24 protein-coding genes are annotated in these 23,911 nt (G+C 52.8%); 12 read left to right on the top strand and 12 right to left on the bottom strand.

Annotated elements, in window-relative coordinates; translation table 11 throughout:
* Positions 1-47: 47 nt before the first annotated feature.
* The 7 genes from rlmM to pomA form a co-directional block, all read right to left on the bottom strand.
* The gene (rlmM, locus tag E6C74_RS04935; RefSeq protein ID WP_136483567.1) at positions 48-1,139 is read right to left on the bottom strand and encodes a 23S rRNA (cytidine(2498)-2'-O)-methyltransferase RlmM; all 1,092 of its coding nucleotides are present in this window, start codon (positions 1,137-1,139) and stop codon (positions 48-50) included.
* Positions 1,136-1,534 (bottom strand): DUF423 domain-containing protein, encoded by a 399-nt coding sequence (locus tag E6C74_RS04930; RefSeq protein ID WP_136483605.1) that lies wholly within the window; start codon positions 1,532-1,534, stop codon positions 1,136-1,138. Before E6C74_RS04930 ends, rlmM begins: the two co-directional genes overlap by 4 nt.
* Positions 1,524-2,147, bottom strand: a complete 624-nt coding sequence (locus E6C74_RS04925; RefSeq protein ID WP_136483566.1) for an alpha/beta fold hydrolase — start codon at positions 2,145-2,147, stop codon at positions 1,524-1,526. The genes E6C74_RS04930 and E6C74_RS04925 overlap by 11 nt, the downstream gene beginning before the upstream one ends.
* The gene (locus tag E6C74_RS04920) at positions 2,128-3,048 is read right to left on the bottom strand and encodes a transcriptional regulator GcvA (protein ID WP_136483565.1); all 921 of its coding nucleotides are present in this window, start codon (positions 3,046-3,048) and stop codon (positions 2,128-2,130) included. Before E6C74_RS04920 ends, E6C74_RS04925 begins: the two co-directional genes overlap by 20 nt.
* A 522-nt stretch (positions 3,049-3,570) precedes the next feature.
* Positions 3,571-5,019 carry a tRNA uracil 4-sulfurtransferase ThiI gene (gene thiI, locus E6C74_RS04915; RefSeq protein WP_136483564.1) on the bottom strand — a complete coding sequence of 483 codons (1,449 nt, stop codon included), beginning with the start codon at positions 5,017-5,019 and terminating at the stop codon, positions 3,571-3,573.
* Positions 5,020-5,252: 233 nt separating this feature from the next.
* Entirely contained in the window at positions 5,253-6,221 is a 969-nt protein-coding gene (locus tag E6C74_RS04910; RefSeq protein ID WP_136483563.1) for a flagellar motor protein MotB, read from the bottom strand.
* 11 nt (positions 6,222-6,232) lie between these two features.
* Complete coding sequence (gene pomA, locus E6C74_RS04905) at positions 6,233-6,997, bottom strand: flagellar motor protein PomA (RefSeq protein WP_136483562.1); 765 nt, start codon at positions 6,995-6,997, stop codon at positions 6,233-6,235.
* A gap of 416 nt (positions 6,998-7,413) precedes the next feature.
* Here pomA and xseB point away from each other — a divergent pair, with 416 nt between their 5' ends.
* The 3 genes from xseB to dxs are packed head-to-tail and all read left to right on the top strand — an operon-like array spanning position 7,414 to position 10,490.
* Entirely contained in the window at positions 7,414-7,656 is a 243-nt protein-coding gene (gene xseB / locus E6C74_RS04900; protein WP_136483561.1) for an exodeoxyribonuclease VII small subunit, read from the top strand.
* A gap of 45 nt (positions 7,657-7,701) precedes the next feature.
* Positions 7,702-8,586, top strand: coding sequence for a (2E,6E)-farnesyl diphosphate synthase (gene ispA, locus E6C74_RS04895; protein WP_136483560.1), 885 nt, complete (start codon positions 7,702-7,704; stop codon positions 8,584-8,586).
* A gap of 20 nt (positions 8,587-8,606) precedes the next feature.
* A complete protein-coding gene (gene dxs, locus E6C74_RS04890; RefSeq protein ID WP_136483559.1) occupies positions 8,607-10,490 on the top strand; it encodes a 1-deoxy-D-xylulose-5-phosphate synthase in 1,884 nt (627 codons plus the stop codon).
* Between the two features lie 98 nt (positions 10,491-10,588).
* On the opposite strand, the gene truC is transcribed toward dxs, so the two are convergent.
* Both truC and E6C74_RS04880 read right to left on the bottom strand, forming a co-directional pair.
* Entirely contained in the window at positions 10,589-11,365 is a 777-nt protein-coding gene (gene truC / locus E6C74_RS04885; RefSeq protein WP_136483558.1) for a tRNA pseudouridine(65) synthase TruC, read from the bottom strand.
* Positions 11,365-11,676, bottom strand: coding sequence for a YqcC family protein (locus E6C74_RS04880; protein ID WP_136483557.1), 312 nt, complete (start codon positions 11,674-11,676; stop codon positions 11,365-11,367). The genes truC and E6C74_RS04880 overlap by 1 nt, the downstream gene beginning before the upstream one ends.
* Positions 11,677-11,756: 80 nt before the next feature.
* On the opposite strand from E6C74_RS04880, the gene E6C74_RS04875 reads away from it, so the two are divergent.
* A complete protein-coding gene (locus tag E6C74_RS04875; RefSeq protein WP_136483556.1) occupies positions 11,757-12,794 on the top strand; it encodes a DUF3549 family protein in 1,038 nt (345 codons plus the stop codon).
* Between the two features lie 4 nt (positions 12,795-12,798).
* On the top strand, positions 12,799-13,101 hold the full coding sequence (locus E6C74_RS04870; RefSeq protein ID WP_136483555.1) for a DUF3301 domain-containing protein: 303 nt from the start codon (positions 12,799-12,801) through the stop codon (positions 13,099-13,101).
* Here the strand turns inward: E6C74_RS04870 and E6C74_RS04865 are convergent.
* The gene (locus E6C74_RS04865; protein ID WP_136483554.1) at positions 13,058-13,603 is read right to left on the bottom strand and encodes a GNAT family protein; all 546 of its coding nucleotides are present in this window, start codon (positions 13,601-13,603) and stop codon (positions 13,058-13,060) included. The genes E6C74_RS04870 and E6C74_RS04865 overlap by 44 nt on opposite strands.
* Positions 13,604-14,486: 883 nt before the next feature.
* Here E6C74_RS04865 and E6C74_RS04860 point away from each other — a divergent pair.
* Positions 14,487-14,777 carry a hypothetical protein gene (locus E6C74_RS04860; RefSeq protein WP_136483553.1) on the top strand — a complete coding sequence of 97 codons (291 nt, stop codon included), beginning with the start codon at positions 14,487-14,489 and terminating at the stop codon, positions 14,775-14,777.
* Positions 14,777-15,226 (top strand): YaiI/YqxD family protein, encoded by a 450-nt coding sequence (locus E6C74_RS04855; RefSeq protein ID WP_136483604.1) that lies wholly within the window; start codon positions 14,777-14,779, stop codon positions 15,224-15,226. The genes E6C74_RS04860 and E6C74_RS04855 overlap by 1 nt, the downstream gene beginning before the upstream one ends.
* Positions 15,227-15,343: 117 nt before the next feature.
* Here E6C74_RS04855 and ykgO read toward each other — a convergent pair whose 3' ends face one another.
* Entirely contained in the window at positions 15,344-15,469 is a 126-nt protein-coding gene (gene ykgO / locus E6C74_RS04850; protein ID WP_136483552.1) for a type B 50S ribosomal protein L36, read from the bottom strand.
* Positions 15,470-15,743: 274 nt separating this feature from the next.
* Here ykgO and tsaA point away from each other — a divergent pair, with 274 nt between their 5' ends.
* From tsaA to E6C74_RS04825, 5 genes are all read left to right on the top strand, one after another.
* Entirely contained in the window at positions 15,744-16,439 is a 696-nt protein-coding gene (tsaA, locus tag E6C74_RS04845; RefSeq protein ID WP_136483603.1) for a tRNA (N6-threonylcarbamoyladenosine(37)-N6)-methyltransferase TrmO, read from the top strand.
* A gap of 141 nt (positions 16,440-16,580) precedes the next feature.
* A complete protein-coding gene (locus E6C74_RS04840; RefSeq protein WP_136483551.1) occupies positions 16,581-18,296 on the top strand; it encodes a proline--tRNA ligase in 1,716 nt (571 codons plus the stop codon).
* 153 nt (positions 18,297-18,449) lie between these two features.
* The gene (locus E6C74_RS04835) at positions 18,450-19,097 is read left to right on the top strand and encodes a tellurite resistance TerB family protein (protein ID WP_136483550.1); all 648 of its coding nucleotides are present in this window, start codon (positions 18,450-18,452) and stop codon (positions 19,095-19,097) included.
* Positions 19,098-19,201: 104 nt separating this feature from the next.
* Positions 19,202-19,405: a YaeP family protein gene (locus tag E6C74_RS04830; protein WP_136483549.1), complete on the top strand. Its 204-nt coding sequence runs from the start codon at positions 19,202-19,204 to the stop codon at positions 19,403-19,405.
* A gap of 1 nt (position 19,406) precedes the next feature.
* The gene (locus E6C74_RS04825; protein WP_136483548.1) at positions 19,407-19,598 is read left to right on the top strand and encodes a DUF4250 domain-containing protein; all 192 of its coding nucleotides are present in this window, start codon (positions 19,407-19,409) and stop codon (positions 19,596-19,598) included.
* A gap of 229 nt (positions 19,599-19,827) precedes the next feature.
* Here E6C74_RS04825 and purL read toward each other — a convergent pair whose 3' ends face one another.
* A complete protein-coding gene (gene purL, locus E6C74_RS04820) occupies positions 19,828-23,721 on the bottom strand; it encodes a phosphoribosylformylglycinamidine synthase (protein WP_136483547.1) in 3,894 nt (1,297 codons plus the stop codon).
* Between the last annotated feature and the right edge of the window lie 190 nt (positions 23,722-23,911).

The raw sequence follows: 23,911 nt of genomic DNA, 5'->3' as shown, positions 1-23,911 counted from the left end.
CGCTCCCCGGGGAGCGTTTTTAGTCTGAGCAGCGAGCGATGAATGGATTAATACGGCGAAATCGTTTTCAGCACCTGAACATGCACCGTGATCTCTTCCCGGTCATGATAAAGATGTTTCGCCTGCAGGCGGAATTTCACCTCGTTATCACGCAGGAACAGCTTGAGGTTCTCAATATCTTCCAGCACCTCATCATAGCGCCCCTTCATCGGCAGCTTGAGGTTGAAAATCGCTTCTTTGGCCAATCCTCGGATCAGCCACTCGCCCATCAACTGTGCAACGCGTGACGGCTTTTCGATCATGTCACACACCAGCCAGGTAACGTTTTTACGCGGCGGTTCGAACTTAAAGCCATCCACCATGTGATGAGTCACCTGACCGGTTTCCATCAGACTGTCTGCCATCATGCCGTTATCAATCGCATGCACGAACATCGAACGTTTCACCAGTTGGTAGGTCCAGCCACCCGGACAAGCACCGAGGTCAACCGCCCACATCCCGGAGGCCAGACGGGTTTCCCATTCTTCACGCGGAATAAAGACGTGAAACGCCTCTTCCAGCTTGAGGGTGGAACGGCTCGGAGCATCCGCCGGGAATTTCAGGCGCGGAATGCCCATAAAGAACTGCGAGTTGTTCGAGCTGTAAGAGAAACCGGCATAGCAATGGCCAGGCGCCACAAAACAGACATGCAGCACCGGCTTTTTCGGATGCTCTTTTGCCATCAGTAAGCCTTTGCCACGTAGCGCCTGACGCAGCGGAACCGTAAACTTGCGGCAGAACTTGAGCAGTTCTTTGGCTTCATTGGTGTCCGGCGTTTCGACACGCAGATCGCCGCAACGCGGAAAATCTTCTCGCTCACCCAACCGGGACAAAATCGGTGAAATACGGTCATCTTTCGGCAGATCTTCAAACTCGGCCGCCACAGCAAACATCTGGCGGGCAAAAATCAGCGTCTGGAAATCAATCTCTTTGATCAGTTTCTGCGCATCACCTTCCTGGTAACACTCAAACATCACGAAACCACTATTGGTTTTCATGCGCGGAAATCCATACACTTCCAGTTGCGTGGCCTTGTCCTGAATCTCGCCGGCGCACTCTTTTTCAAAGCCCGCACGGCAATAGAGCATGACTTGTTTCACTGCTTCACCTCTTTAATACTCATCGCTGCCAAGGCAAACAGTCCCCAGCCGATCATAAACAGCAGCCCGCCAAACGGTGTCACCGGACCAAACCACTTGATTCCGGTCAGTGCCAGTGCGTACAGACTGCCGCTAAAACAAAAGATGCCGATAATAAAGCAAATCGCCGCGCGGCTAAAACAGTTTCGCGCTTTTTGTGCCAGTGGCAACTGCAACAGGATGCCGCACGCAATCAGCGCCGCCGCATGGATGAACTGGTACTGCACGCCGGTTTGAAACACTTCCAGCAGATAAGGGCTCAGGATAGCTTTCAGACCGTGCGCCGCAAACGCCCCCAGGGCAACGGCAATGCCTGAAAACAGACCACCAAATGTAAGTAAATACTTACTTTGCATCATACACCTCTTTAATAAACTGACTTAACCGCTCTACCGCCAGAGCAATATTGCCGGCTTCAGTGTGGCCGGACGCTTTGCGCGGTTTAAAGCTGTGGTCACCATCGGGCAAAAAACTGACCTCAATCTGGTCACTGAAGGTAAAATCGGCAAACTCATCCCGCGGACCAAAGGTATCGCGCTCACCCTGTAAAATCAGGCACGGTTTGGGCATGGTTGCCAGGTGGTCACCTTTGAACTTTTCCGGTTTACCGGGCGGATGGAACGGAAAGCCAAGACAGGCAATCCCGGCCACATGTGAGTGCTCACTCAGCAGCGAAGCCATACGCCCGCCCATCGACTTACCGCCAATCACCACGGGACCGGTGGCGTATTCGGCCAACACAGCTTGATAAGCATCGAGCAGCTTCGGTGCCCGATCCGGCGGACGGCGCTTGCCATCTTCACTGCGTTTGACCATATAAGGAAAGTTAAACCGCACCACCTTGATGCCGCGCTGCGCCAGTCCGGCTGCGACGGCAGCCATAAATTCATGATCCATATCTGCCCCGGCACCGTGGGCAAAAATAAATGTCAGTGGATGGCTGTCGCCATCAACGCGCACCTGCGTCATCGAGTAATTCCTCTTGTTCTCTGCGAGCTTTTTTCAGCATCCAGTCACGGAAAGTGGCGATACGCCCCATGTCCGCTTGTTTTTCATGGCACACCACATAGAAGGCGTTGTTGGTCATCAGCACCTGATCAAACGGAGCCACCAGCCGTCCGGCATCCAGCTCCGGCTGCGCCAGTACATTGTTACCCAGCGCGACCCCCTGCCCGTGTACGGCCGCCTGCAATACCATAGTCGAGTGACTGAAAATCGGCCCGTGGTTGACGTTAACGCCATCCAGGTTGTTCTCTTTGGCGAACTGCTTCCACTCTTTGCGTGACGTATCATGCAGCAGGGTGTGCTGACCAAGGTCACTCAGGTTAGCGAGCGGCTTACTGCCAATCAACAGGGACGGCGCACAAAGCGGGATCAGAAACTCCTGATACAACTTATCGGCGCGTAATCCCGCCCAATGGCCGCGGCCGTAATAGATCGCGACATCAACATCGTCGGTCAGCGATCCCTCTTCCATATCGACCGCTTTGATCCGCACATCGATATCCGGCTCCTGCTGATTAAAGTCCGCCAGACGTGGCACCAGCCACTGAATGGCAAAACTTGGCGGCAGACTGATGGTCAGCGCGCCTTTCTCGCTGCGTTCCAGCAGTTTGTCTGTTGCCTCTTGCAGGGAGACAAAGAGGTCTTTGATATCAAGAAAGTAACCCTGGCCCTCTTCCGTCAGCAACAGCGAACGGTTGCGGCGCCGGAACAGCTTAAGACCGAGAAATTCTTCCAGCGCTTTAATCTGATGACTAACCGCTGCCTGGGTGACAAACAGCTCTTCCGCCGCGCGAGTAAAACTCAGATGGCGGGCCGCTGCTTCAAACACTTTCAGCGAGTTTAATGGTGGTAATCTTCTCGACATGAGTACACTCTGTAACAGATTAGTTTTTTTAATCTGAAACATTATAAATTGTCCGTTGCTAACCAGCCAGAGAAAATCTATATTGCACCCCGCAACGCTGACCTGAACGGCTTGATTCTGTTTAGAATCAATGGGCTTAGTTGTTGCGATGTTGTGTTTGCAAACTCGGTTTTCGAGTTCGGTAGGTTTCTACCACCCTGTTTTGTGCAGTTATCCCCTGCTACAAAATATACTTCCTGTATTTATTTTTTGACCTGTCTGTCAAATTTTTAGCACCGCCTATATGGCGGTGTTTTTTTATCTGCCCCGCACAATAACCTGCTGATACTTACCTCAACAACTGTAACAATTCGTTAATAATACTAATTCGAAACTGTGATTTTGTGTCCGAAACGGCGCGCTTTTAGCCACGATTGAACCATTAACCAGCGGCCAATAAAAAAGCGCAAACCCGGCTGAGTTTACGCTTTTCATTATTCCAAACTGTTGCGGCTATGCCGCTGTCTGGTCGTCAGGCCAACCTTATGGGCGGTAGACCTTGATATTTTTAAAGCCCTGCTCTTGCAGATACAGCGCCTGCAGACGGCTCATCACACCACGTTCACAGTACAGCAGATAAGTCTTCGACTGATCCAGATCACCGAACTGAGTCGCCAGTTTGTAGAACGGCAGGTGCTGAACTTCAACCCCATCCAGTTCCAGCGGCTTATCATCTTCTTCATCCGGGCTGCGGATATCCAGTACCACGGCGTGCTCCTGCACGGCTGTGACCAGTTCCACTTCCGGAGCCTGCTGCTGCGACTCTTTCTCAATGTCACGAATGTCCATCTGGCGGGCATCGTAAACCACTTTTTCCAGAATAGAGAAGTCGAACTTGGCTTCTTCCGCTTCCAGCTTACCCTTCACCGCTTTCACTGTCGGGCTCTTCGAGATCACACCACAATATTCCGGCATGGTCTTGGCAAAATCTTCGGTACCGATCTCGCGCGCCAGAGTAATGATGTCATCTTTATCCCAGTTGATCAGCGGGCGCAGAATCAGGGTATCCGTCACGTTATCGATATGACGCAGGTTGGTCAGGGTCTGGCTTGATACCTGCCCCAGCGCTTCACCGGTCACCAGAGCCTGGATACCGAACTTCTCAGCCACCATACCAGCAGCACGCATAAACATCCGCTTAAGGATCACGCCCATCTGGCCGTCATCAACTTTTTCCAGGATTTCAGCCACCACCGGCTCAAAATCAATCGAGATAAAGCGCACTTTGGCCGATGAGCCGTACTTGTTCCACAAGTAGTGAGCGACCTGTTTAACACCAATCTCGTGCGCCGGACCACCCAGGTTGAAGAAACAGTAGTGAACTTTAGAGCCACGTTTGATGTGCAGGTAGCTCGAAACACCAGAATCGAAACCACCGGAAATCAGGCTCAGTACGTCTTCCTGCGTGCCCAGCGGGAAACCGCCCAGACCTTTGTGGCGGGCAATAATTTGGTTCAGCAGACCATCAACCACTTCAATACGAATGGTCACATCCGGTTTTTGCAGCTTAACGCGCGCGCTTTCCACCGCCTGATTCAAGCCGCCGCCAACATAGCGCTCAAGCTCAATTGATTTAAATTCGTGCTTACCACGACGTTTGGCACGCACTACGAACGTTTTGCCTTCGATCAGATCGCGGCTCTGTTCCAGTACCTGCTCATAAATATTGTGCAGGTCGGTAAACTCACTCTGCTTCACTTCCAGTACTTGCTGGATGCCAGGTGTGGTGGTCAGAATTTCCAGTGTCTCGGCGAAAAATTCATCGCTGTTGCCCGACACTTCAATATGATCACGACGGTTAAAAACCGCGACACCTGTGGTACGGTTCTTGACGATATTGCGAATATTACCCTCAAGAATTTTAGTGAAACGCTTACGTACTGATTCACTTTTAACAAAAATTTCCGGATGTGGTTTAACTATAAATTTCATAAGGCTATTCGCAATTTAATGTGGACATTCTCTGGCTGACACTTCGGGTGGCGCTCAGTACTTCCGGGTCTGGCCGTTCATCATCGTGCTCTCACCAAACATAGTGATGATATCACCAAGCATTCGGCAGACTCTAAGGGGGCCGGATTATACACGATCTCGGCCAAGAGAGGAAAGGTTAGAAAAAAGGCAAGCCGCCTGGCTTGCCTTTGTGACTAATACTACAGAGTTTTTTACTGGTTCTGAGTCTGACCGTCGCCCTGAGGGGCGGAAGGCACCTCATCGCTGTAGAGCGGTTCGCCCTGCATGATACTGATTTCAACCCGGCGGTTGCGCGCGCGCTGCGCTTCGGTATCGTTCGGGCCCAGTGGATCGGTATCGGCCATACCACGTACTTGCAGACGTTGGTGGTCAAAGCCTTTGACACTTTCCATCTCCTGTGCCACCGAGACGGCACGCTGGGCAGACAAGTCCCAGTTAGAGCGATACAGCTCTGAATCTAGACGCTGGTTGTCGGTATGGCCAGAAACACGCACGATGCCCGGTACATCTTTCACCAGTTCCGCTATCTGGCGCACCAGAGGCCGGAACTTAGGCTGCAAGAAAGCGGATCCTTCCGGAAATGCCCCTTTCTCACGAATACGAATCACGATCTGCTGACCAAGGTTTTCCACTTCAATCGCACCCTGATCAATCTCTCGCTCCAGGGCCTTTTTAATGCTTTCGAGTATGGTTTCCATCTCTTCCGACATCGCCTGAGACTGCTGTTGCTGCATTTCAGATTCAGTGTTCTGATTGGTCTGAGTCGATGTCTCCGGTGACTGACCACCGGTCATCTGGCCCGCATCACGCTGGGTACCGCCGGCGCGATCCGATTCACCTTCGTGGAATTCGAGTGTCTGCTGCGTGACATCAATCGTCTGCTGCATAATGACATCGATTGGCGTCGGTTCCGGGCGGCCGGGACGAAACTCCTGAGCGATAATACTGGTCCCTTTCGGGATATCTTTAACCTCCAGGCGGTTTTGTACCCCGAAGGCAAACTTCATCGAACCGGCGATCTGCTTAAACTTGAGTACGTCCATCTCTGAAAACGACAACAAAAGTACGAAGAAGCACATCAGCAGCGACATCAGGTCAGCAAAGGTCCCCATCCACAGCGGCAGACCGGGTGGCGGGCAATTTGGCTTTTCCTCATCCATTATAAGCTCCGCTATTCGTTATCCACATCAAGGGCGCGCTTACCTTCGTTGAGATAGTTTTTCAGGTAGCTGTCGATGACACGTGGGTTCTGACCATCCTGAATCGCCAGCACGCCATCCATAATCAGGCGACGGTTAAGCGTTTCCTGTTCGCGGCGCAGTGAAAGTTTGTCGGCAATCGGGAAAAACACCATGTTGGACAATACCGCACCATACAGCGTCGTCAACAGGGCGACCGCCATCGCAGGGCCGATTGACTTCGGGTCATCCATGTTGGACAGCATGGCAACCAGACCAACCAGAGTACCGATCATGCCCATCGCCGGAGACACATCACCAAATGCGCGGAACACGCTGGTGCCGGCCTGGTGGCGTTCATCGGTCAGAACAATATCTTTTTGCAGCGTGGCACGGACTACGTCGGCATCGTGACCGTCCACTAGCAGGTCGATCCCTTTTTGCATAAATGAGTTGGAAATTTCCATCTCTTCCAGAGCCAGAAATCCGCCTTTACGCGCAGCGTCGGCCATTTCAACCACCTTAGCAATCAGGTCTTCCGGCTCATCGGCTTTGAACATGAAGGCTTTACCGGCAATTTTGGCCGCTCCGAAGAACTGGCCCATGGTAAATTTCATCAGCACAACAAACAGTGAACCACCGACTACGATTAGAATCGAGGTGACATCGACGAACATCATCAGGCTGCCGCCCAAGATCATCGCCATAATAACGAAAGCTAAGCCACCAATCAGACCTATTAGCGTTGCTAAATCCACGAAGCGCTCCTCATGCTATTCATTCGCGTCTAAGACATTACTCTCGTTATCGGCAAGAGAATGCATTCTTTAACTTTTTTATCAGCTTGCGCTGCTCGATATGCTAGCTGGCGCGCTTTGCGACCAGATGACACTGAGCGCAAAAAGAAAAACGGGGCCAAGTGAATAAGCGCCAGCCTATGCAACACATCCCCCTGCGGCGAACCACGTGTCTCAGTGTATACTTAAACCCAAAGAATATGCACCCGCCAGCGGCACAGAAATGCAGGATAACGATAAGACTTTGGTGCCAATATGATCTTTCTTTCGACTGCCGGGTAAAAAACGTTGTATTTCTGACAAAATTGCTTGGTTAAATTTGACCATCACCACGCCCTGCGGTAACGTTCGTGCATCTTTCCAAAGGCAATATAATTATGGCGAGCAAGAAACCTGAAAACATGTCCTTCGAAGCGACCATTCAAGAGCTGGATCAACTGGTCGACCAACTGGAGAACGGGGATTTGGCATTAGACGACGCCCTGAAAAAATTTGAGCGTGGTATTGCCCTTGCCCGGTCCGGACAGAGTAAACTGGATGAAGCGGAACAACGCGTGAGCATTCTGCTCAGCAACAGTGATGACGCGCCGCTGACCGAATTTACCGATTTGCCTGAATAATTCTGAATTATTCTAAAATAACACTGAATTGCTAATGAGTGCCCTATGATTGAGGCCCTATCCTCTTTCCAACAAAGAAATAACCAACAACTTGATGTGTGGTTAAACCGTCTGCCTTATCAGAACCTGTCGCTGACTCAGGCGATGCGTTATGGCCTGCTGCTGGGCGGCAAACGCGCGCGCCCTTACCTGGTCTACATCACCGGCCAGATGCTGGGCTGTGAACTGGCAGCGCTTGATACTCCGGCCTCTGCGATCGAGTGTATTCACGCCTACTCGCTGATACACGATGATCTGCCGGCGATGGACGATGACGAACTGCGTCGCGGTCAGGCAACCTGTCACATCAAGTTTGATGAAGCCACCGCCATCCTGACCGGCGATGCGCTGCAGACGCTGGCCTTTACCATTCTGGCCGAAGGTGAGCTGTCGGCTGACGGAGAGTCCAACCGGATAAAAATGGTCCAGGCACTGGCTGAAGCCTCTGGCGCGCAGGGCATGTGTCTGGGGCAATCCCTTGATCTGGCGGCCGAGAACCGCCTGGTCACGCTGGAAGAACTGGAAAATATCCACCGCAATAAAACCGGCGCCCTGATGCGCTGTGCGATTCGGATGGGCGCGATGGCGGCCGGCCAGGCTGGTCTGGATATTCTTCCGCAACTTAACCGCTATGCTGACGCCATCGGCCTCGCATTTCAGGTTCAGGATGATATTTTAGATATCATCAGCGATACAGAAACCTTAGGCAAACCTCAGGGCTCTGACCAACTCTTACACAAAAGCACCTACCCGGCTCTGCTTGGGCTCGAAGGTGCGATGAAAAAAGCTCAGTCACTGCTTAGCGAAGCGCTGCAGGCACTGGAAGATATTCCGTATAACACTGAGCATTTAGAACAGTTCGCCCGATATGTCATCGAGCGCAAAAATTAACACTATAAGCGCGCATTACTATGACTCTTGATATTTCAAAATATCCAACACTGGCTCTGGCAAGCAAACCAGATGAATTACGCAGCATGCCAAAAGAGGTGCTGCCTAAGCTTTGTGACGAACTGAGAACCTACCTGCTCAACTCCGTCAGTCAGTCAAGCGGCCACCTGGCCTCAGGTCTGGGTGCCGTAGAACTGACTGTAGCTTTGCATTACGTCTATAACACACCGTTTGATCACCTGATTTGGGACGTGGGCCATCAGGCCTACCCGCATAAGATTCTGACCGGCCGCCGTGAGCAGCTGCCGACCATTCGTCAGAAAGGCGGTCTGCACCCATTCCCGTGGCGTGGCGAAAGCAAATACGACACCTTATCCGTCGGTCACTCATCGACTTCCATCAGCGCCGCACTGGGCATGGCTATCTGTGCCGGTAAAGAAGGCCAGGATCGTAAAGTGGTCAGCGTGATTGGCGATGGTGCCATCACCGCGGGTATGGCGTTTGAAGCCATGAACCACGCCGGTGATGTCAAACCGGACATGCTGGTGATTCTCAACGACAACGAAATGTCGATTTCCGAAAACGTCGGTGCACTGAACAATCACCTGGCGCAGCTGCTGTCAGGCAACCTGTACACCTCCATTCGCGAGGGCGGCAAAAAAGTCCTGTCCGGCGTGCCGCCAATCAAGGAACTGGTGCGCCGCACCGAAGAGCACCTCAAAGGCATGGTGGTACCGGGCACTCTGTTTGAAGAGTTTGGTTTTAACTACATCGGTCCGATTGACGGCCATGATGTACTGGAACTTATCAAAACCCTGAAGAATATGCGTGAGCTGAAAGGCCCGCAATTTCTGCATGTGATGACCAAAAAAGGCAAAGGCTACGAGCCGGCAGAGAAAGATCCGATCGGTTATCACGGCGTGCCTAAGTTTGACCCGTCCCATAGCAGCCTGCCAAAGAGCACCAACAACAAACCGACCTTCTCCAAGATCTTCGGTGATTTTCTGTGTGACATGGCCGCTCAGGATCCTAAACTGATGGCGATTACTCCGGCGATGCGTGAAGGCTCAGGTATGGTGCGCTTTTCCAAACAGTATCCAGATCAGTATTTTGATGTGGCGATTGCCGAGCAACACGCGGTGACACTGGCGACCGGTATGGCGATTGGTGGTTATCATCCGATTGTGGCGATTTACTCCACTTTCTTGCAACGTGGCTACGACCAGCTCATTCACGATGTTGCCATCATGGATTTGCCGGTGATGTTTGCCATTGACCGCGCAGGCTTAGTCGGTGCCGATGGTCAGACCCACCAGGGTGCGTTTGATCTCAGCTTTATGCGCTGCATCCCGAACATGGTGATTATGGCGCCGGCCGATGAAAACGAATGCCGTCAGATGCTCTACACCGGCCACCAGCATCAGGGACCCAGTGCCGTGCGCTACCCGCGTGGTAACGGTATGGGCACCGAACTGGCAGCGACATTCAGCGCGCTGCAAATCGGTAAAGGCCGCATTGTGCGTCAGGCACAACCTGCGGGCGAAGACGCCAAAGTGGCGATTCTCAGCTTTGGTACTCTGCTACCGGGCGCTTTGCAGGCAGCCGAAGCACTCAATGCGACGGTGGCCGATATGCGCTTTGTGAAACCGCTTGATGAAGCCCTCATCACAGAGCTGGCTAACAGCCATGATGTGCTGGTCACGCTGGAAGAAAACGTAGTCGCCGGTGGCGCTGGTGCCGGAGTGGTGGAATTCATGATGAGCAACAAACTGATTAAACCTGTGCTCAATCTGGGTCTGCCGGATCAGTTTGTCGCCCAGGGTACGCAGGAAGAAATGCACGCCGAGCTTGGCCTGGACGGTGCAGGAATTGAGCGCGCTATTCGCGCTTATCTGGCCAAATAATCCGCGCATCGCTTAGCCGATAAGCGTCTGAGAGCAGACAAAAAAAGCCTTCTCATTGAGAAGGCTTTTTACTAGGCAATGCTCGACTAAGTAATGCTTTACTCGGCAATATTTGCCGCGCTGTTGCGGGCAGATGCTATTTGGCCACTGTCTGGCTGAGGATTGTCCCAGCCAAAAGTGGCAAACAGACGCTGCCAGGTGTGGTCAAACCCGGCACGCAGCACCAAAGGCTGCTTGGTATACGGGTGAATAAAACTCAGCTCGCTGGCATGCAGCATCAGACGATGGCTGTCATACACCTCGCGATACAGACGGTTATGCTTGCCATCACCATGCGTCGTATCACCGACAATCGGGTGGCGCAGGTGTGCCATATGGCGACGCAGCTGATGTTTACGCCCGGTTTTCGGCTGCATTTCCATCAGACAGTAACGTGTGGTGGGAAATTGACCGGTTGAATGCGGCACTTCCACCTTGGCCAGCGGCTGATAGGCCGTCACGGCATCCTGAGCTTCTTTGTCCTGACGGGCAAACTTATCCGCAATCTTATCCAGCTCTTCTTTAAGCGGATAATCCAGCACATCAGCCTGCTCAATCCAGCCACGTACAATCGCATGATACGTCTTTTGCATCTCATGCTGCGCGAACATCGGCATCATATTCGCGGCGATCTCACTCGACAGGGCAAACACCAACACACCGGACGTCGGCCGGTCGAGACGATGGAGCGGAAACACATGCTGACCAATCTGATCACGCAGGGTCTGCATCACAAACTGAGTTTCGTGCTTATCAAGCCAGGAGCGGTGCACCAGCATACCGGCTGGCTTGTTCACCGCCACCATGTACTCGTCCTGATAAATAATTTCCAGCATTAGCGGCATGCCTCATCAATCTGGTAAAGAATCGTCATTACAGGGCCGAACTGTGTCTGTTCCAGCCAGACCTGCTCAAAATAAGGCGTGATGGCAAAACCACGCGGCAGCGATTGCCCGGATGCGATCATCTGCTGCAAACGCGGCACAAAGATCCACTGTAGCCATTCGTGCGGCGCCAGGCTATCCAGCGCAAACGGCTGGCTGCTCTGCAGTGCCATCTCGTCTGGCGCCTGGCTCTGCCATACACCGCATGCTCTGAGTTCGGCTTCCAGCTGCTGCAATAAGGAAAAAAGTGTCGGAGCGGTCATTAATCTATACACTCTGGCCTTGAATTAGCCGCGAATGATACCATCTATTCAACACAGAAAGTTAGGACCAATTTGATCCCATGCAATCCATTCATACTCTGAGCGAACTGCTCAACAACAGTGGCTGCCAGTACCAGGTATTTGACCTGGGTCGTCGCATTCAGCCCATCGATAACGCGCAATTTGCCCAAGTCGAAAAAGGCGCGCAGCCGTACCCTTTTCCGCTGCAGCGTAAAGCTCATCTGGCGATTGCCTACTGGAACGAGAGTCAGCAACCCTGGATCTGGTTTCTGAAGTTCAGCCTCGACGAGCGCGGCCTGTTGGCCCAGGCCGATATCGGCCAGTTTATCAAGTATGTGATTGAAGCTATGGGCACACGCCTGAATCAGGAACTGAGCGAAGAGCAGCAACAGAAACTGGCCAATAACCCTTACACCTTCAAACCATCCGATGACAAAATGGCGGTGTTCCACAGCCAGATCCGTGCCCGCCTTAATCTGTCGTGCAGCCAGTATTACGAACATGCCCAGCATTATTTCGATGGTGGCCTGGGTTGGGATAACTGGCAGACCGTCGGCCTGCAGGGGATTACCGATATCTGTGCCCGCCTTGGCAAACAACAAAACGGGGTGCTAGTGCGTAAAGCCATCGCCCATCTGCCAGCGCAACCGCTGTATGCTCTGCTTGGGGCGCTGGAACACACGGCTCTGCCGGATAAACTGGCCCAGCGCCTGGTTGAATTTGCCGACAGTGAAATCCACAGCCAGGATCCGGATTTGTTCCTGCTGTCAGCGTTAGTACGTGCCTTGTCCGGCGCTCCGGCTGAGCACCAGGTCACGGTAATCGATGCGATTCTTGCTAGTGCGCGTTTAAGCCATCAGGAAATATTGATTGCTATCGCCGGACGCAACTGGTCGATGTTGAACGACAGCGGCCGCGCGCAGCGCTTTTTAGTGCGCCTGGCTCAGACCGGTAACCAGACCCTGTTTAACCAGCTGTTTGCCGATCTGGTGATGCTGCCTGAACTGCGTATGGTGTTATTGCCATTGATCCACACCAGCCCGTCGCCGGAGCTGGCGGACGCGCTGCTTAAATTGCAGCAGTCAGCAAAAGGATAACGTGATGATCGGTGACCTGCTCAGCATCTTGCTGTTTTGTCTGGCCTGTTTTGCGTTCTGGCAGCAGCGTCGCCAATCCGAAATCGCCAAGACTCGCATCAGCCGCAAGTGTGATGAACTGGAACTGCAGTTACTCAGTGTCTCGTTCGGCCAGCACAAATGGAAAACGCCAGACAATCGCTGGCGTTGGCATACGGTGTATTATTTTGAATTTTCAGCCCTGGGTGATGATTGTTACCAGGGCCATCTGGTGATGCAGGGTTTCAGGCCGCAGGCATTCCACCTGCCGCCGCACCGAATGCTATAAAGTCGTGCTCTGCCCCTGAAGGCTCGGTCTGTTGCCATTCAAACGCATAGTAAGAGCCGAAGGCATCCTGGCGGGTAGCACTAAGCTGAAAGCCCAGTTTGTGTAAGATAGCGATGGCGGCATAATTGCTCAGACTGGTACGTGCCGTTACCGCCGTCAGATTAAGCCGTGCGCACGCCTTAGCAAAGAACGCCTGCAGAGCTTCGCTCGCCAGTCCCTGTCCCCAGTAGGCTTTATCAAAAATAAAACCCAGTTCTGCCCGGCCATCTTCGGCCTGCACAAACACATGGCCCATAAACTCACGGTTATAGTTATCGAGCACTGCCATCGCGTACAGACTGTCATCATGCAGCACACGTTTAAACTGCTCTCGGGCGGCAGAGACCGTTTGCGGACCGTTAAGTTGGGCGCGGTTTTTCGCACAGCAATTGAGGATGAGAAATTCAGACTCAAACGATTCTGTGTAAGGAATAACAAGCGTTCTGCGAGTTACTATCGTCACGGACAATCCTTGTTAGCAGCAATTCCGAATAGACAAACCGATCCTTCTCCGCCACCAAGCGCATGCTCGCGGGCGGGAAAATCGAAAAAGAGAACCAAATAAGACGAAGTAATATTGATTTAGGTGGCGACCTTAGTTGTTTTAGAGCTGAGCCAATTTATGTTTTTGATTTTGTGCTCAATGATTGATCGCGCCACGCGAATGTCATCGTCATCAGGATCAGACGACAGTGGTTGAAAAAATATTAAGAAAAGCCCCGACACACTAGGTATCGGGGCTTAAGTCTTACTCGCAGCATTCCGGCTACTGATGTTGCTCCATGCATCATCCATAATAGCGACAGAATCCTTCTGCCTTGTCCTCGCATCGCCGTCCTAGCGGTGTCCTTAAATCCTTTATGCTGATAATCCCATCAGCGCACTTCACTTGTTCCCTGAGCGGTGTCCTTGCCATCGTCCTGATGGTATTCCGACCTCGTCCCGAGGTGTCCTTCGCATTCCGTGCCAGTTTACTCCGTGTAAACTGTCGAATCCGTTCGAAGTCCTGTCTTCCGTGCTGGCGACTATCCGTCATCGCCAATTTCATCCTGAAGCCACCGTCCAGTGGTGAATCCAAATCCGTGTCAGTTCCCTTCCGACAGGGTCCAATTTACCCCTTTGGACTTTTTGTGCAATGCCCGCAGAACGTTTTTTTTATACCAAAAACACCACAAACAACAAAACACGTTTAATATCAATAACTTAAAACAATTTCAGCGCATATTTCTCTGCTGAAAAATCCAATATCCTACACTGTTTGTAAGCGATCTCGCACAAGCCCCTCCCTCTTTTGCTCGTGGGGAATTCGCAGTATGATCGGGCTAACTCAAGCATAAGGACAAATCATGCTCACAAAAGATGTATCACAGGAGCTGGAAGCTATTCTGACCAGCCTGCAGCAAGAAGGAAAAGAGCCCACTGTCGCTCTGGTTAAATCCCGTCTCTCCACCCCGGTTCCTATGCCGGCGCTGATCACTACCATAAAAAGCTGGAAGAGTGCCAACCGGGTACCGAAAGTCGAAGTGGCCGCACCGGTCGCGAGCGAAACGGATCGTATCACGCAGCTTGAGCAGCAAGTCGCCGACCTGACCTCGCGCCTGCAGGCCCTGGAGCAGAAGCTGGCGGGTGAAGAATGATGAAACTATGGGTGGATGCGGACGCCTGTCCGAAAGTGATTCGTGAAACCCTGTTTCGCGCCGCGGAACGCACTGGCATTGAATGTACTTTTGTCGCCAACCACCAAATTCCGCTGCCCAAGCGCGACAATATCCGCAGCCTGCAGGTCGCCAGTGGTTTCGATGTCGCCGACAACGAAATCGTGCAAAGAGTCGAGAGCGGCGATCTGGTGATTACCGCCGATATTCCGCTCGCCGATGAAGTGATCAGCAAAGGTGGCCAGGCACTGAGTCCGCGTGGCGAGTTGTACACCCTGGAAACCATCAAAGCACGCCTCAATATCCGTGACTTTATGGATACCATGCGCGCCAGCGGTATTCAGACCGGCGGCCCGGCCGCTCTTTCCCAGACTGAGCGACGTGAATTTGCCAATCATCTGGACCGCATTCTCGCCAAAGCCAAGCGCTGATCGAAACGCGGTTCCCGGCACCAAAAAACCTGCGTCTGTCGCAGGTTTTTTAGTGAGCGCTCAACACCGCCCGGAGTAAGCAGCGGTTGTCAGCGCTGATCAGTCCGCCTTTGTCTGTTAGCGCTGCACCGCTTTAAATCTCGGATTGGTTTTACAAATCACATACAGGCGTCCGCGACGTTTAACGATCTGGCAGTCCGGGTGACGTTGTTTGGCGCTTTTCAGCGAGCTGAGCACTTTCATCGATAATTCCTGTTCGTTACTGCACGGTTCTTAATGGCTGTATCAGCATTCATCACCGGGCAGAGATTGATTAAATGAATCTGAATCAATAACAATAATTGTTATGTTATAACATAAATAAATAATAATCCGATTGCGCCGCTTTGCAAGTACTATTGCATCCAACCACGATAAATGACGCGATTGAGCGCAGATGACTGAGCGCGCGCCCGACAGCGCTTTGTCGGGCAAAATGTGTTATTTTGCCGCCATGTTCTCTACTTTGACTCCTGCCATGCATTCGATTGAACCGATAGCGATTATAGAAAGCCCGTATAAAGAGAAGTTTGCCGTTCCACGTCAGCCACGCCTGGTGCCCAGCGCCACTGCACGTGCCCGCTTAACTGGTGAGATTAACTGCCAGGAAGCGGTACGCGGCATCGAGCAGTTCAGCCATTTATGGCTGCTGTTTCTGTTTGACCAGAATCTGGCAGCTGGCTGGAAGCCGACCGTACGCCCGCCGCGCCTTGGCGGCAATGAGCGGATTGGCGTGCTGGCCTCACGTTCCACCTTCCGCCCCAACGGCATTGGTATGTCGGCGGTCGAACTGCGCGGCGTCAGCAAACAGGACGAGCAGATCTATCTCGATCTCGGCAGTGTCGATCTGGTCGATGGCACCCCGATCATCGACATCAAACCCTACATCCCCTACTCGGATGCGATCAGCGATGCTACCGGCGGTTATGCCGATGCTGAACCTGAACGAGCCGAAGTACAGTTTGCGCCCGCTGCCGCTGCCTGCCTGGTTGGCCTGCCCGACGCCACAAGCAAACAGGCCGTGATCGAAGAAGTGCTGAGCCAGGATCCACGTCCGGCGTACAAGAAAAACAAGCCAGACAGCAAAGAGTACGCGGTGAATTTGTACGATATGAACGTAAAATTCATCGTCAATGACAACTTAGTGACCGTCACCGCAATAGAACGCTTTTGACGAGAGCATTTGGCTGATATTATTAGCGGCTAAATAAATTTATCACCGGTCAGCACTTACCAATACTGCGCCAGCGATAGCGGCAGCAGAGTGAATGACACGAGCGGTGATCCCATCAACTTTTGATAAACGGATACATAAATGCGTACCAGTAAATATCTTCTTTCTACGCTGAAGGAGACTCCAAACGACGCAGAAGTTGTGAGCCACCAGCTCATGCTACGTGCGGGCATGATCCGTAAGCTAGCTTCAGGTCTGTACACCTGGCTACCTACCGGTCTGCGCGTAATGCGTAAAGTAGAAAACATCGTTCGTCAAGAAATCGATAATGCAGGTGCAATCGAAACTTTGATGCCCGTTGTTCAGCCGTTTGAACTTTGGGAAGAGACAGGACGCAGCGAAAAAATGGGTCCTGAGCTACTGCGCTTTACTGACCGACACGAGCGTCCGTTTGTCCTGAGCCCGACTGCAGAAGAAGTGATCACCAGTCTGGTGCGTAACGAAGTCAACTCTTACAAGCAACTGCCACTGAACCTGTATCAGATCCAGACTAAATTCCGTGACGAACGTCGCCCGCGTTTTGGTGTCATGCGTGCACGTGAGTTTTCGATGATGGACGCGTACAGCTTCGACATCGACAAAGACGGCCTGCAAAAAACGTACGATGCCATGCACGATGCGTACTGCAAAGCATTTGACCGTATGGGCCTGGACTACCGTCCTGTGCTGGCAGACAGTGGTGCTATCGGTGGTAACGGCTCTCAAGAGTTCCACGTACTGGCAGAAAGCGGCGAAGACCTGATTGCGTTCTCAACCGAATCTGACTACGCAGCGAACCTGGAAAAAGCTGAAGCGCTGGCGCCTGCGGATGCGGCGGATGCACCCACTTTGGAAATGACTCTGGTTGACACCCCGAACGCAAAAACCATCGCGGAGCTGGTGAACCAGCACGGCCTGCCAATCGAAAAAACCATCAAGACGCTGTTCTTCAAAGCGTCCGATGTTGTTGATGCGCCAATCGTTGCCCTGCTGGTTCGTGGTGACCATGAGCTGAACGAAATCAAAGCGGAAAATCTGCCAGAAGTGGCTGCGCCGCTGGAAATGGCGACCGAAGAAGAGATCCGTGCCCTGGTTGGCGCAGGTCCTGGCTCACTGGGTCCGGTTGGCCTGAAACTGCCATGCATCGTTGACCGCAGCGTGGCTGTGATGAGTGACTTCGCCGGTGGTGCCAACATCGACGGTAAACACTACTTCGGTATTAACTGGGGGCGTGACGTAGAACTGGGTCGTGTAGAAGACCTGCGTAACGTGGTAGAAGGTGATCCAAGCCCATGTGGTAAGGGGACCATCCAGCTGAAACGCGGTATCGAAGTAGGTCACATCTTCCAGCTTGGCACCAACTATTCAGAGAAAATGAACTGTAACGTGCTGGGTCCTGACGGCAAAGCTGTGACTCTGGAAATGGGCTGTTACGGTATCGGTGTATCACGTGTGGTCGCTGCAGCTATCGAGCAGAACAACGACAAATACGGCATCATCTGGCCGGATGCGATTGCGCCATTCCAGGTTGCTATCGTGCCAATGAACATGCACAAGTCTGAGCGTGTTCAGGAAGCGGCTGAGAAACTGTACGCTGAGTTGACTGCAGCTGGCATTGAAGTATTGTTTGATGACCGTAAAGAGCGTCCGGGCGTGATGTTCTCTGATATGGAACTGATCGGCGTACCACACACAGTGATCATCGGCGATCGCAGCATGGACGAAGGCAACTTCGAATACAAAAACCGTCGCAGCGGTGAGAAATCTCCGGTTGCGATGGAGCAAATCATCGAGCACATCAAAGCGCAACTGGCCTAATACCAGACGGTTGATGACAACATCGATGACGGAAAAGCTGCCTGTGGGCAGCTTTTTTTATGCCCATTAATCTGCCATTCATCTTGCCTGTCTTACACTAATCCGCAATCTGGTGAGTTAATGCCAGCCCTGAGACAAGCAAGGAGAACAGGAATGGATCTGAAATCACTACTTAATCAGGCACTCAATTCTGATCTGGTGCGCAAAGGCACACAGCAGGCTAAATCCGCGACGCAAAATAAAAGCCAGCTCGCCACCTTTGGTGCTGGTGCGCTCGGCGGCGGTCTGCTTGGTGTACTGATGGGCTCGAAAAAGAGCAAGAAGATGGGTAAAACTGCGCTCAAAGTCGGTGGGGCGGCCGCACTCGGTGCCCTGGCCTATAAAGTGTATAACGACTGGCAGGCCAATCAGCCCGCTTCCGCTCCGCCGGCAGACAGTTTCGATGAACACAACCCGCGCCATGAGCTCTTGATCGTCAAAGCCATGATTGCGGCCGCCAAAGCCGACGGGCATGTTGATAACGCCGAAATGGACAAGATCAACCAGGCCGTCACTGAACTCGGCGCCGATGCCGGTGTGGCGCAGCTGATTGATCAAGAGCTGAAAAAACCGCTCGATCCGGCCGAAATCGCTCTGCTGGCCCAGACACCGGCCCAGGCCTCCGAGATCTACCTTGCCTCTCTGCTGGTGGCCGATGAACAGAATTTTATGGAAAAAGCCTATCTGGATGAGCTGGCCAAACAGCTGCGCCTTGACGACGAACTGGTCGCACGCCTGAATCAGCAGGTCAGTGGTGAATAAACCACCACTTGCACCTAAGCCTTGCGCCAGAACAAACCTCAGGTTTTGTCTTCATACCCGGCTCTGTGTATATTGAGAACAGATACCATTTAGAGGGCAAAACCATGCAAGTGTATACCTGTTGTGACCTGGTGCGAGAGCTCTATGCCCAGATTGGCAGTGGCGATCAGGCTTATGTGCCAAAAGCCATTTCCTGCGCGGTACGGGCGTTGAACGACGTGGCGGCAGATACCTCCCTGCCACTGGCAACGCGCGAGAAGGCGGCCTTTGCAGCGGCGAACTTACTGATTTCAGACTTTGAGGACTAACATGAACCTGGCCAATTTCGAAACCATGGATCCTGTCATGCTGATGAGCATTGTCAACATGAAACTGCGCGATGATTTCTCCGGCGATCTGGACCAACTGGTGGCGTATTTTGATATCGATCGCGCGGCGCTGGAAGCTCGTCTGGCAAGCGCCGGCTTTGATTACCTGCCTGAAGCGGGCCAGTTCCGTTAACAACAGCGCTTTATCAACCACCCGACACTCACAATCAGCGGCCGGCCACGGCCGCTTTTTTATGCTCGTTAACCAAATATGTCGCAAAAACCAACCGACCGTAAACGCAAAACCGTAGCAAACCGCCTGCTCATACGGCGGTTTGGGTTTCACAATGACAATAAAAAAGCGCAGACCGAAGTCTGCGCTTTTCATCAATCCGTCAGGCGTTTGCCTGCACAGACAGGGATTAACCCAGGTTCTTACGCGCGTTCTGGAACATACGCATCCAGGCGCCGTTTTCACCCCAGCTGTCCGGGTGCCATGAGTTCGCTACGGTACGGAATACACGTTCCGGGTGCGGCATCATGATGGTCACACGGCCGTCTGCTGTTGTCAGGCCGGTAATCGCGTTTGGCGAGCCGTTCGGGTTGTTCGGGTACTGCTGCGTCGGGTTACCGAAGTTGTCCACGAAGCGCACCGCTACCGTACCAGACTGTTCAAGCGCATTCAGGTGTGCTTCATCGCGCACTTCAACACGACCTTCACCGTGTGATACTGCGATAGGCATACGAGATCCCGCCATGCCATCGAAGAATACAGAATCCGACTTCTGTACTTCAACCAGGCTGAAGCGAGCTTCAAAACGCTCAGATTCGTTACGCACGAAACGTGGCCACAGGTCAGCGCCCGGGATCAGCTCTTTCAGGTTAGACAGCATCTGACAGCCGTTACACACACCCAGAGAGAAAGTGTCCTGACGGTTGAAGAACTGCTGGAACTGTTCACGTGCCTGAGCATTAAACAACACTGACTTGGCCCAACCTTCACCGGCACCCAGTACGTCACCGTATGAGAAGCCGCCACAAGCAACCAGACCCTGGTACTCGTCCAGTGCCGCCTGACCAGTCAGGATGTCGCTCATGTGAACATCGACCGCATCGAAACCGGCACGGTCAAACGCCGCGGCCATTTCAACGTGTGAGTTTACGCCCTGCTCGCGCAGAATTGCCATCTTAGGCTTAGCCCCTTTCGCAATGTAAGGCGCTGCCACATCCTGGTTGACATCGAAGCTCAGTGCCACGTTCAGACCCGGGTCAGTGTTGTCTTGCTTAGCAACAAATTCCTGATCAGCACATGCCGGGTTATCGCGCATCGCCTGCATCTTATGCGTGGTTTCTGCCCAGATAGTACGCAGTTCGGTACGCGAGCGATCCAGCAGTACGTCTGCACCAGAAGCCACCACAAAGCGGTCTGACGCTTGTACCGAACCGATAACGTGTGAACACTGTGCCAGACCATTGTCTGCCAGCGTTGCCAGTACAGCGTCCAGTTCAGCGTTCTTAACCTGAACCACAGCACCCAGTTCTTCGTTAAACAGCGCCGCCAGAGCGTCGTCGCCCAGTGCTGAGATATCGGCCTGCACACCACAATGGCCGGCAAACGCCATTTCCGCCAGAGTCACCAGCAGACCACCGTCACCTTTATCGTGGTAAGCCACCAGCTTGTCTGCGCGAACCAGAGTCTGCATCGCATCAAAGAAGCCTTTCAGCTGCTCTGCGTTGTCAACGTCAGCAGGCTTGTCGCCCAGCTGCTTGTAAACCTGAGTCAGTGCGGTTGCACCCAGACGGTTCTGACCGTTACCCAGGTCAACCAGTACCAGAGACGTATCGCCCTGGTCAGTGCGCAGTTGAGGTGTCACTGTCTTGCGTACATCTTCAACACGGCCAAATGCAGTGATAACCAGTGACAGTGGCGAAGTCACTTCTTTGCTTTCGCCGTTCTCTTCCCACTTGGTCTTCATCGACATTGAGTCTTTACCCACCGGAATGGTCAGGCCCAGCGCAGGACACAGCTCTTCGCCGACAGCTTTCACTGCTTCGTACAGACCCGCATCTTCACCCGGGTGACCGGCCGGAGACATCCAGTTTGCTGACAGTTTAATGTGTTTGATATCGCCGATATCGGTCGCCGCGATGTTAGTCAGAGACTCACCGACTGCCAGACGCGCTGACGCGCCGAAGTCAAGCAGAGCAACCGGAGTACGCTCACCCATCGACATCGCTTCGCCGTGGTAAGTATCGTAGCTCGCTGCTGTTACCGCACAGTTCGCCACTGGCACCTGCCAAGGACCAACCATCTGGTCACGCGCAACCAGACCCGTTACGGTACGGTCACCAATGGTGATCAGGAAGGTTTTTTCAGCGACAGCCGGCAGACGCAGTACGCGCTCTAGCGCATCATTCAGTTCGATGCCGTTGCGATCCAGCGCCGGGCTGTTGACTTTCAGTGTCGTCGCTTCGCGGTGCATCTTCGGCGCCTTACCAAGCAGGATATCCATTGGCATATCGATTGGCGTGTTATCGAAGTGGCTGTCTTCCAGCGTCAGGTGACGCTCTTCAGTCGCTTCGCCCACAACGGCGTAAGGCGCACGTTCACGCTTACAAATCGCGTCGAACTGGGCCATGTTTTCTGCCGCTACCGCCAGTACATAACGCTCTTGCGATTCGTTACACCAGATTTCCAGCGGGCTCATGCCCGGTTCATCGTTTGGTACGTCACGCAGCTGGAATTTACCGCCGCGGTTACCATCATCCACCAGCTCAGGCAATGCGTTCGAGATACCGCCCGCGCCCACATCGTGGATAAACGCGATTGGGTTGGCATCGCCCAACTGCCAGCAGCGGTCGATCACTTCCTGACAACGGCGTTCCATCTCCGGGTTTTCACGCTGTACCGAAGCGAAATCCAGATCTTCAGCCGACTGACCAGACGCCATAGAAGAAGCGGCACCGCCACCCAGGCCGATGTTCATCGCCGGGCCACCCAGTACAATCAGCTTAGCGCCGACCGGGATCTCTTTCTTCTGCACGTGCTCGTCACGGATGTTACCCATACCGCCGGCAATCATAATTGGCTTGTGGTAACCACGAATTTCTTCACCCGCGTGAGAAGTGACTTTTTCTTCGTAAGTACGGAAGTAACCCAGCAGGTTCGGACGACCGAATTCGTTGTTGAATGCCGCGCCACCCAGAGGGCCTTCCAGCATGATGTCCAGCGCGCTGACGATACGGCCAGGTTTGCCGAAATCGCTTTCCCATGGCTGAACAAATTCAGGAATACGCAGGTTAGAGACGGTAAAACCAACCAGACCCGCTTTTGGCTTACCACCGATACCGGTTGCGCCTTCGTCACGGATTTCGCCACCGCTGCCGGTTGACGCGCCTGGCCAAGGTGAAATCGCGGTTGGGTGGTTGTGAGTTTCCACCTTCATCAGGATGTGCGCATCTTCGTGATGGTAGCCATACTGACGAGAATCCGGGTTCGGGAAGAAACGACCGACTTTAGACCCTGTCATTACCGCCGCGTTGTCTTTATAAGCAGACAGCACGTGATCCGGCGTGGTTTCAAAGGTGTTTTTGATCATCTTGAACAGAGATTTATCCTGCGCAACACCATCGATGGTCCAGTCTGCGTTGAAAATCTTGTGACGACAGTGCTCTGAGTTCGCCTGAGCAAACATCATCAGTTCGATGTCGTTTGGATTGCGACCCAGTTTGGTGAAGTTTTCCACCAGGTAATCAATTTCATCTTCTGCCAGAGCCAGACCCAGAGCAACGTTCGCCTCTTCCAGAGCTTTACGGCCACCCGCCAGAATATCCACTTCAGTGTGAGGAGCGGGTTCTGCCACGGTAAACAGCGCCTGTGCCGCTTCCAGTTCGCTGAACGTCACTTCCATCATGCGGTCATGCAGCAGCGCTTTCAGCGCCGCAACCTGCTCTTCGCTCAGAGCCTGTTCGCTTTCGATGTAGTAAGCCGTGCCACGCTCAAGACGCTTCACCTGAGACAGACCACAGTTTTGCGCGATGTCGGTCGCCTTTGAAGACCAAGGCGAAATCGTACCCGGACGAGGGGTGACTAACAGCAGTAATCCCTGCGGTTCATGTTCTTGAATGGTTGGACCGTAAGTCAGCAGCTTCTCTAACTTTTCGAGTTCCGCACCATCGAGATCGGCTTTGAGATCAGCAAAGTGCATAAACTCAGCATAGATGCCGGTCACTGGCAGGTTTTGTTCACGACAAGTTTCCAGTAGTTTGTTAACTCGAAACTCGGAAAGCGCTGGGGAGCCACGCAAAATTCTCATGTGCTTAGGTCTCTTATATGCAAGTGATTAAGATGTAATTGGAATGAATTCATATAAATAACAGCAGATTAGGCCATTTTTCACTGAACTCATACCGATTTCATCTTTCGTTTGCGTGCGCATTATAGAGGATTTTTTTTTGTGACGTAACATCAAAAGCAACCGTTTGCGTCATTTTTTTTCTTAAATT

The sequence above is a fragment of the Vibrio sp. H11 genome, from assembly GCF_004804295.1.
Classification (GTDB): Bacteria; Pseudomonadota; Gammaproteobacteria; order Enterobacterales; family Vibrionaceae; genus Vibrio; species Vibrio ostreae.
The sequence above is the reverse complement of the archived record's forward strand: the minus strand, read 5'-3'. Positions and strand labels throughout refer to the sequence as shown.